At 38.7% G+C, this 8,780-nt stretch carries 6 protein-coding genes and 1 rRNA gene; 1 reads left to right on the forward strand and 6 read right to left on the reverse strand.

What is annotated here, in order from left to right:
* The 5 genes from rrf to AE2B122_RS18890 all read right to left on the reverse strand — a co-directional run.
* A 5S ribosomal RNA gene (gene rrf / locus AE2B122_RS18870) occupies positions 1 to 62 on the reverse strand; the annotation flags it as partial.
* Positions 63 to 561: 499 nt separating this feature from the next.
* Positions 562 to 2,457 carry an FtsX-like permease family protein gene (locus tag AE2B122_RS18875; RefSeq protein WP_175075022.1) on the reverse strand — a complete coding sequence of 632 codons (1,896 nt, stop codon included), beginning with the start codon at positions 2,455 to 2,457 and terminating at the stop codon, positions 562 to 564.
* Positions 2,432 to 3,196 carry an ABC transporter ATP-binding protein gene (locus tag AE2B122_RS18880; protein ID WP_095220846.1) on the reverse strand — a complete coding sequence of 255 codons (765 nt, stop codon included), beginning with the start codon at positions 3,194 to 3,196 and terminating at the stop codon, positions 2,432 to 2,434. The genes AE2B122_RS18875 and AE2B122_RS18880 overlap by 26 nt, the downstream gene beginning before the upstream one ends.
* Positions 3,197 to 3,277: 81 nt before the next feature.
* Positions 3,278 to 4,279: a sensor histidine kinase gene (locus tag AE2B122_RS18885; RefSeq protein WP_175075023.1), complete on the reverse strand. Its 1,002-nt coding sequence runs from the start codon at positions 4,277 to 4,279 to the stop codon at positions 3,278 to 3,280.
* Positions 4,276 to 4,980, reverse strand: coding sequence for a response regulator transcription factor (locus AE2B122_RS18890; RefSeq protein WP_175075024.1), 705 nt, complete (start codon positions 4,978 to 4,980; stop codon positions 4,276 to 4,278). Before AE2B122_RS18890 ends, AE2B122_RS18885 begins: the two co-directional genes overlap by 4 nt.
* Before the next feature lie 393 nt (positions 4,981 to 5,373).
* Between AE2B122_RS18890 and AE2B122_RS18895 the strand changes: the two genes are divergently transcribed.
* Entirely contained in the window at positions 5,374 to 6,834 is a 1,461-nt protein-coding gene (locus AE2B122_RS18895) for a carbon starvation protein A (protein WP_175075025.1), read from the forward strand.
* Between the two features lie 500 nt (positions 6,835 to 7,334).
* Here the strand turns inward: AE2B122_RS18895 and AE2B122_RS18900 are convergent, their stop codons facing one another.
* Positions 7,335 to 8,270, reverse strand: a complete 936-nt coding sequence (locus AE2B122_RS18900) for an NADP-dependent oxidoreductase (protein WP_175075026.1) — start codon at positions 8,268 to 8,270, stop codon at positions 7,335 to 7,337.
* Between the last annotated feature and the right edge of the window lie 510 nt (positions 8,271 to 8,780).

Below are 8,780 nucleotides of genomic sequence, written 5' to 3' on the forward strand. Positions count from 1 at the left end.
AAGAGCTTAACTACTGTGTTCGGCATGGGAACAGGTGTGACCTCTTCGCTATTACCACCAGACCAATTATGTATGATGTCGCTTTTCTTAAGGACAAGTTAGATTATATATGTTCCAGAAAGGAAATGCAATACATAATCGAAAAATAACTAGATCTTTTTTTGTTACTTTCTTTTTCTTAATTTCACTATCGAAGACTTTACGTTCTATTTCTAAATCATGCAACTCTATTTTACATGAATATAAAGATGATTGGCAACTAGCAACAGAATAACTCCAAGTCCCGCACATCCTCCCACTTTGATAGAAATGCAATGCCTCTAACATATTTAAACCTCAACATTATACTAAAAATACCATATATAATAGCATCCCGTTTTCTTCCCTTACTATTGTTTCCCGATAAAAAAACTGCCGGATCCCTTATCCAGCAGTTTTACACTTCTCTATCATAATGAGAGTCTATTAATTTTTAATCCAAGGAAACGGCATCGTCTATCCCATCATTCCAGTCTTATACTTCTATGTTATTTCTTTATAACACATAAATAAAGACCATTACTAAAAGACTGTTCGTATCACATTTTTCACATAGATAAATCGTACAACCAAGAAATAAAGTACTTGAATTACCGCAAAGCTTCCCAGAACCAAAGCAGATTCTACTGTTAAATTGTAATTAAACAAGCGCGATAAAGCGGTAAGTGCTACGGCACCGTGAACAAGTGCTATCACAATCGGTGAGAAAAACAGAATGGCAACTTGCCGGTTCACTACTTTTTTTAATTCTGATTGTGTCAAACCAATTTTGGCAATTGACTGGAACTTGCGCTTTTCTCCATCAATATCCGTGAACAAGCGGAAGTAAAGAAAGCTTCCAGCAGAGACAAAGAACACAATTCCGATAAACAGGCCGATAAATAAAATTGGTCCATATGCTTTATTAATTTCATAAAGATTATAATCAACAGCAAACACCTTGTGTTCTACTTGATCCTCTAACTTTCTACCAGCTTCAATCAATTGATTATCGTTTCCGTCTAGTACATTCCATGCAGCCGTGAAATCTGTCCTTCCTGGTGTTCCAAGTTCAGTATAAGTGCTATCATTCACTACATAATAACCTGTTATGCCTAAGCCTACTGCAGACTCTACTGTTTTACTCGGTTGAATTTCTTGTCCGTTTTCCAGCTGGACGCTGGATGTCATCAATATGTCACTAGCTTTCTGCCCTCCCGTTATAACCGCATCACTTTGTTCAACAACGATTGCCTCATTTTCCTCTGGGTGCAATTCCTTTTCACTAATTAATGCAGCAAATCGGTTGTAATCAGAAGCTTTAACTATTAAAACAGATGATTCTTCCGCAGTTGTGTCGAAATAAGCTAACTCCGCTTCTTCCATTTCCGTGTCTATTTTTTCTTCATCTATTATAGAGTTAATCTGCTGAATATCCTGCTCGATAATTTCTTCACTATCGTCCAGGAAAGGACTATACGTATACGTATATGGATTAATCTCCTTTATCCCTTTTGTAAGATAAGATTGAAATCCATATAATGAGCCAATGGCACTAAAAGCTACGGTTGATATAATCGCAACCATAAAAAATGTTCTAGCGTTATCTTTCATTCGAAACGATAAGTCACCAAAAAGCAGCATGTTGGTCTTCCGCCAGAAGATTGATTTATTTTTTTTCATCAGACGAATGCAATACACACTTAATTGCGTAAACAAGATGTATGTTCCCAGCGTCACCACGATAATAACTGGAATCATTACAAAGACAACACTGGCACCTTTCACGTAAAGAGCAGTACCATATCCTGCAATTAGCAAGAACACCGCGAGGATAGAAAGAACGATAGAAGCTTTCGGTTCTCCTTTGGACTGCTTATCTCCTTTAATGAGATCGACCAGCTTATTTGTACGTAAAATGAACGCAACCAAAACCGATATACAGAAAAAGAGAAAGATGAAACTGACAAATGTTACGACAATCGCCAATGCCGGGAAATAAAAATCAAGTGATGCATCGATTATTAATATATTCTCAGCAATTAAAAGGATAGATTTTGCGAATACCAATCCAATCAGAATTCCGCCAGCTGTTGCGAAAAAACCTATTAAGATATTCTCTAAAAATACCATAAGCCGTATTTGCTTATCGGAAGCTCCTAAAGTAATCAACAAGCCAAACTCTTTCTTCCTTGACTGTAAGAATGAACTCATCGAATACAAGATAAAGAAGAAAGAAAATATATAAATGATTCCGCCTGCGACAGCCATTCCAAATATTGCATACTTATTAACAGATCCCTCCGAAAAAGCTGGATGGAAAGCAAAGATTGCAAATGTGAAAAATACCATCACCGTAAACATACTGCTGAGGAAGTAAGCAATATACAGCCGTTTATTGCGCAGAACATTTCTAAACGCGAATTGACGAAAATTCATTGCCCTCTCCTCCCATCAGTGAAAGCATATCGATTATCTTCTGGAAGAATGCTTGTCTGCTCTCTCCCCTGTGAATCTCGGAATGCAGCTTCCCGTCCCGAATAAACACAACACGATCAGAATAACTGGCAGCTTGCGGATCATGCGTTACCATCAACAAGCTTGTTTTATTTCTTTCATTGATGGATACCAGCATCTTCATGACATCCTTGGCAGCTTTCGAATCAAGGTTTCCTGTCGGCTCATCCGCTAACAGCATTTTCGGCTCATGGATCATCGCCCTGGCAATGGCAACCCGCTGTGCCTGTCCACCGGAAATCTCATATGTGCGCTTATTCATAATTGGCCCGATACCCAGACTCTTCGCTATCTGCTGTGCTTTATTCTGCATCTCGCTTGCACGGACACCATCTAATGTGAGTGGCAGAATTATATTTTCTTGAACAGTAAGTGTATGCAATAAATTAAAGTCCTGGAAGATAAATCCTAGTTGATTACGGCGAAATTTAGCCAATGCATTCTTCTTGAGCTGATGCGGCTGCTGTCCATCAATTTCTACCTGCCCAGTTGTCGGTGCATCGTTTGTGGAAATGATATTCAAAAGAGTTGTTTTTCCGCTGCCCGACGGCCCCATAATGGCAACGAATTCACCCTTTTCTACTTCTAGATCGATATCTGTAAGAGCTCTATAAGCAACCTTACCTTCATAAATCTTACTGACTTTTGTTAGCTTGAGCATAATCCATTCTCCTCTCTAATGCTTAATCTAAGCATAGCCTGAGCAGTACAAGTCCTACCATCGATTATGCTTTCACGAATCTTACATTGTTGTAAGGTTTTGTGTCTTGGAGAATATAATCCGGACTGCTGTTCCTTTACCTACGGTTGATTCCATCTCCAGACGGTGCTCCAGTTTATCAGTGACCTCTTTTACTAAATACAGCCCCATTCCGGTAGACTCGCGATATTTCCTGCCATTTTCACCGGTATAAAACTTATTGAAAATACGTTTCTGATCTACAACAGGAATACCAATTCCAAAGTCCTTTACTTCCAGTACCAATTCCCCTAACCTTTCATAAACAGAAAGAATAAGTTGACTTGATTTTCCAGCAGAGTATTTAACGGCATTATGTATCAGCTGTGATAACAGAAAGAATAGCCACTTTTCATCTGTCTCCACCATTGCTCCTGCTTTCTCTTCCTTTAATACTGGATATACTTCGTTGCGTATGTAAAATCGCTTGTTTTCTTGATTGACTTCATGGATTAGCTTGGAAAGGACGACAGGCTTGATATGAAAATCTTCTGTAATGGTACGAAGCCTCGCTAAATAGAGAACTGTATTCAATCCCGCCCGCATCCGGTCCGTTTCCTCCCGAAGACTGGACGATTCTGGTTCGTCCAGCGTTTGAGCCGTTAATTCGATGACAGAGAGCGGCGTCTTCATTTGATGGACCCAACGATCCATGAACATCAAATGCTCGTCCTGTCTATCTTCTCCTTTAAGAAGTTCTTCCTGATATAAGCGATACTGAGATGCGAGTAATTGATCGAGCGCTTCTGAAATAGGTGCCCGTTCGGTAGTCTCTAACGATTCATCGAGTGCTGTCAGCGAATGGTGTAACCTTTTATAAAATTTTCTTCGGCTAAAATATCGGTAGCAAAGGAATACTGTTATTAAAAGTAACGATAGGAAAATAGCGTATAGACTCACGCTAATATTGCGATAGCCATCCAGCCAAAAAAGTGCTGATACTATTACACATTGTAAGAGCTGCACCACAATGAGCAGTATATGCTCGCGAAGGAATAATTTCATGCTTTCTCCTCTTTCCAAGTAATGCGCAAACGATATCCTGCTCCCCTGACCGTTTCCACAGCATCTTCAATCCCTATTTCTTGGAACTTATTACGAACGCGAGTTATATTCACATTCAAGGTATTCTCATCCACATAGGCTTGATCATCCCATAATTTTGCCAGCAAATCCTGTCTGCCAGCAACTCGGGGAAAACGCTCCAGCAAGCTTTCGATGATGTCTGATTCTTTTTTAGTTAATTGTGTTGATTCATTCCCAAACCGCAGCTCCAATCGTTCCGGATAAAATTGTAATCCTTCCTGGATAAGCACTCTTTCCTCAAGCTTTGCTGCATACTCCCCGTAAGCACGCCGCATTTGGCTTCTGATTTTCGCCATGACAATATCCGGATTGAAGGGCTTTGTGATAAAGTCATCCCCACCATTCTCTATCGCCATCACCTGATCCATCTCACCAGTCCGAGCGGATATAAAAATCACCGGGCAAATGGACACTTTCCTGATTTGCCTGCACCAATAATAGCCATCAAAACTAGGCAGATTGATATCCAGTAAAATAAGCTTAGGCTGTACATCGAGGAATGTATCCATAATCTTTTCAAAATCTGCAGCGATTACCACTTCATATCCGTATTTCTCTATATGGGATCTTAAGTACTCCGCAATTTTCAAGTCATCTTCCACAATCATAATTTTATCCATAATTTTATTTCTCCCCAGTTTCTTGTATAGCTTCATCTTACCATCTGAATCCCATCGAATGTTACTCCAAACAAATACATCCAAAACAAAAAAGACTCTAACTATTGTTAGAATCCTGGTCGGCTTTCAACAAATTAGTAACTATACGTTGTTCCGCTTAAATGAACACTATCCGTTTAGTTTCCTCACATTTTACAAAATAAACAATCGAGGAGAAAGGAAATATCAAAGCGGAATCGCCGTACTTTTACATAAAATTCAAGAAACAAGTAGTGTAAATCTAGAACGTTCTCGAATACTTATACAAAATAAAAATTTTTTCCTTCTCTCATAAAGTCTTTTGTTATACAATTATGTAAACGTTTACAATTGGAACTTTGGAGGGGATAGGATATGATTACATTTTTTGTTGCGATTATAGCATTAGTTGCAGCGTATTTTACGTATGGAAAATACGTTGAGAAAGTATTTGGACCGAATGAAGATCGGCAGACACCAGCATACGCTAACCAAGATGGTGTAGATTATGTACCAATGAACAAACAAAAAAACGCATTAATCCAATTATTAAATATTGCCGGTACCGGTCCCATTTTTGGTCCAATTATGGGCGCACTATATGGTCCTGTAGCATTCTTATGGATCGTGCTGGGTTCTATCTTCGCTGGAGCTGTACATGATTACTTAACTGGTATGATTTCAATTCGCAACCGAGGTGCTCATATTCCAGAACTTGCCGGAAGATTTTTAGGTAAAGTCTCCCGTCACTTAGTGAACATTTTTGCTTTATTGCTGTTATTACTTGTTGGCACAGTATTTGTTACGACACCAGCGTCATTATTGCATAATTTAATTGATGGCAGAGTTGCCTTGATAGCTATTATTCTTGTTATCTTTGCTTATTATTTTTTGTCTACCATTCTCCCAATCGATAAGATTATTGGCCGCGTCTATCCTTACTTTGGTGCGCTATTAATCATTGGTACAATTGCTGTAGGTGCAGCATTGTTTATTAGAGGCTATACAATCCCTGAATTATCATTAACGAATATGCATCCAGCGGATCTGCCAATTTTCCCAATACTATTCTTAACGATTACTTGTGGTGCCTTATCAGGGTTTCATGCAACGCAATCACCGCTCATATCTAGAACAACACAAAATGAAAAACAAGGCCGTTACATTTTCTACGGTATGATGATTGCCGAAGGTGTTATTGCAATGATATGGGCCGCCGCCGCAATGACTATTTTTGATGGCCAAAGTCTTCAAGGATTAATAAATGAGGGGACAGCCTCCCTGGTAGTTAATGAAGTTAGCATGACCTTACTAGGAGCAGTTGGCGGTACCATAGCCGTTCTTGGTGCAGTAGTGTTACCAATTACCTCTGGTGATACAGCGTTCCGTGCCGCACGTAATATCATAGCTGATTATATCAGCTTGAGTCAGACCAAAATGACAAAACGGTTAGCAATTGCGATTCCTTTGTTTGTCGTTTCCTACTGGTTAACCACCATTGATTTTAATATTTTATGGCGCTACTTCTCATTTGCCAACCAAGGAACTGCAGCACTTGCTCTTTGGATAGGCACCATGTATCTGTTTGTAAAAAAGAAAAATTACTTCATCGCATTAATTCCAGCGGTATTCATTACCGATATGGTTTTAACTTATATACTATATGATAGTAATCTTGGTCTTGGCTTGTCCTATCAGGCAGCACATACAGGAGGCTTCATCATGACAATCATCATCACTGCTCTGTTCTTCTGGAAAGGGAGAAAAAATAGCAGAGAGAACTTGGTTGTCGATTTGGAAGTACCTTCTTTTCATAAAGCTGAGAAAATAAATTAATCAGGAGGAGTTAGGTGAAAGTATTCGCCTAACTCCTTCTTTTCTTATAAAAAAAAGATTACTCCAAATCTGATTCATGCCATATAGAATAATCCTCCTACAAGACTACATTTCTTTGTCATCAAATGTTTTGCTTCTTTTCTATTTGGGAGTATTTCCACTGTCAAAGCTTTTCGGCTAGTTACTATTACCTCCGACGCGCATACTATCTTAATTATTTTGCGGCGAACATAAATGAACGCAAAAAAAGACCCTAACTTAACGTTAGAGGCTTGATTTCAAAGCTCTGGAAAACTGTCAGGTGATACTGGTGGCCGGGATGAACCGGCATTCCTTACAGAAGAAATCATTATTACATTAATGCATGGGAAACCACGATTACTTCTCACCGATTAACCGTAGTAATTGGTAACATATCATCAATCAAGAATTACCCCACCTACAATGAAAATACCCAATAATGATAGTGAATCATTATTGGGTACACGGGATCATACCGCTCATTTAACTTTTATCACTATTTTACCTTTGGCATGATGCGTTTCACTTAATTCATGTGCTTCTTGTAAAGCTTCTGCTGAAAAGTCGAATACATGACCAACTTGAGGCTTAATAATTTCTTTCTCAAGTAATTCTCCTAATTCACCTAATTGCTTACCATCTGGCGTTAACCAATAGGAGCTTGCCGTTACTTGATGTTTTTCTGCTAATGACTCATCAGGTTGTCCCGCAATCGTTACAAGTCTGCCGCCGGGCTTTAAAACTTGGAAGCTTTTATTTAAGATATCGCCGCCCATTGTATCAATGACTGCATCATAATCACTTAATTCGTCTTCAAATTGCTGTGTGCGGTAATTAATGATTTCATCAGCACCTAACTCTTTTACATATGCTTCATTTTTTTCACTCGCAGTTGTAGCAACATAGGCACCCAAATGTTTTGCCATTTGAATAGCCATACTTCCTACCCCACCAGCTCCAGCTTGGATCAATACTTTATCACCTTGCTTGACTTTTGTATTGTCCACTAGACACTGCCAAGCAGTTAAGCCTGCTAATGGAATAGAGGCAGCTTCTTCAAATGTAAGGTTGCTAGGCTTTTTGGCAAGTAATTCTTCATCCACAGCCGTAAATTCTGCATAAGTGCCTGCAGCGGTAGTATCCGGTCGCGCGAAAACTTCATCCCCAACTTGATAATTCTTCACTTCACTTCCAATTTCAACTATCTTACCGGCAACATCCCAACCAAGAATAATTGGAAATGACCAATCGAGCATCTGCTTTAAGTAACCCGCACGAAGCTTCCAATCAATCGGATTAACAGAAGTGGCATACACCTCAACAAGCACCTGATTTGGTTTTATTTCAGGTTTCGGCAATTCTTGCTCTAGCAATACATTTTTATCACCATATTCATTAATAATAACCGCACGCATGAATAGCACTCCCTTTATATGAAATATTTTTGTAAGCTTTAGTTTTGTTCTTTCCTAAGAAGTTATTCCTTCTTGTCAGAGCTTGATGAAAATTTCATAAGATTCTCTGTACGAAGAATTTATTTTTATACAATGTTTATTGTAACCTCTTATAACTTTGAATCAAACTGAACTGCTTATAAATGATATTTATAAAATTACAAGATAGGAACAATTCGTTATTACTCTAAGTTCTTAAGCTAACGCTATATATAAGACAACATCCAATCATCAATCTACTATGCTAAAATCCACTTATGTTCTAAACATGCCACAACTATTGTTATTAACTCAGATACTAAGATATCTTTGCTTATATTCCATAAGGTAAATCAATTAAAGTAAAAAACAAAAAGACCCTAACTTTACGTTAGAGTCTTGATTTGACAGCTTTGGCATACTGTCAGATGATACCGGTGGCCGGGGTCGAACCGGCACTCCTTACGGAACACGATTTTGAGTCGTGCGCGT

The sequence above is a fragment of the Terribacillus sp. AE2B 122 genome (genome assembly GCF_902497585.1).
Classification (GTDB): Bacteria; Bacillota; Bacilli; order Bacillales; family Amphibacillaceae; genus Terribacillus; species Terribacillus saccharophilus_A.

Excerpts from the sequence above, each read along its gene's own strand:
- AE2B122_RS18875 (WP_175075022.1), bottom strand. The coding sequence starts at position 2,457 with ATGAATTTTCGTCAATTCGCGTTTAGAAATGTTCTGCGCAATAAACGG.
- AE2B122_RS18880 (WP_095220846.1), bottom strand. The coding sequence starts at position 3,196 with ATGCTCAAGCTAACAAAAGTCAGTAAGATTTATGAAGGTAAGGTTGCT.
- AE2B122_RS18885 (WP_175075023.1), bottom strand. The coding sequence starts at position 4,279 with ATGAAATTATTCCTTCGCGAGCATATACTGCTCATTGTGGTGCAGCTC.
- AE2B122_RS18890 (WP_175075024.1), bottom strand. The coding sequence starts at position 4,980 with ATGGATAAAATTATGATTGTGGAAGATGACTTGAAAATTGCGGAGTAC.
- AE2B122_RS18895 (WP_175075025.1), top strand. The coding sequence starts at position 5,374 with ATGATTACATTTTTTGTTGCGATTATAGCATTAGTTGCAGCGTATTTT.
- AE2B122_RS18900 (WP_175075026.1), bottom strand. The coding sequence starts at position 8,270 with ATGCGTGCGGTTATTATTAATGAATATGGTGATAAAAATGTATTGCTA.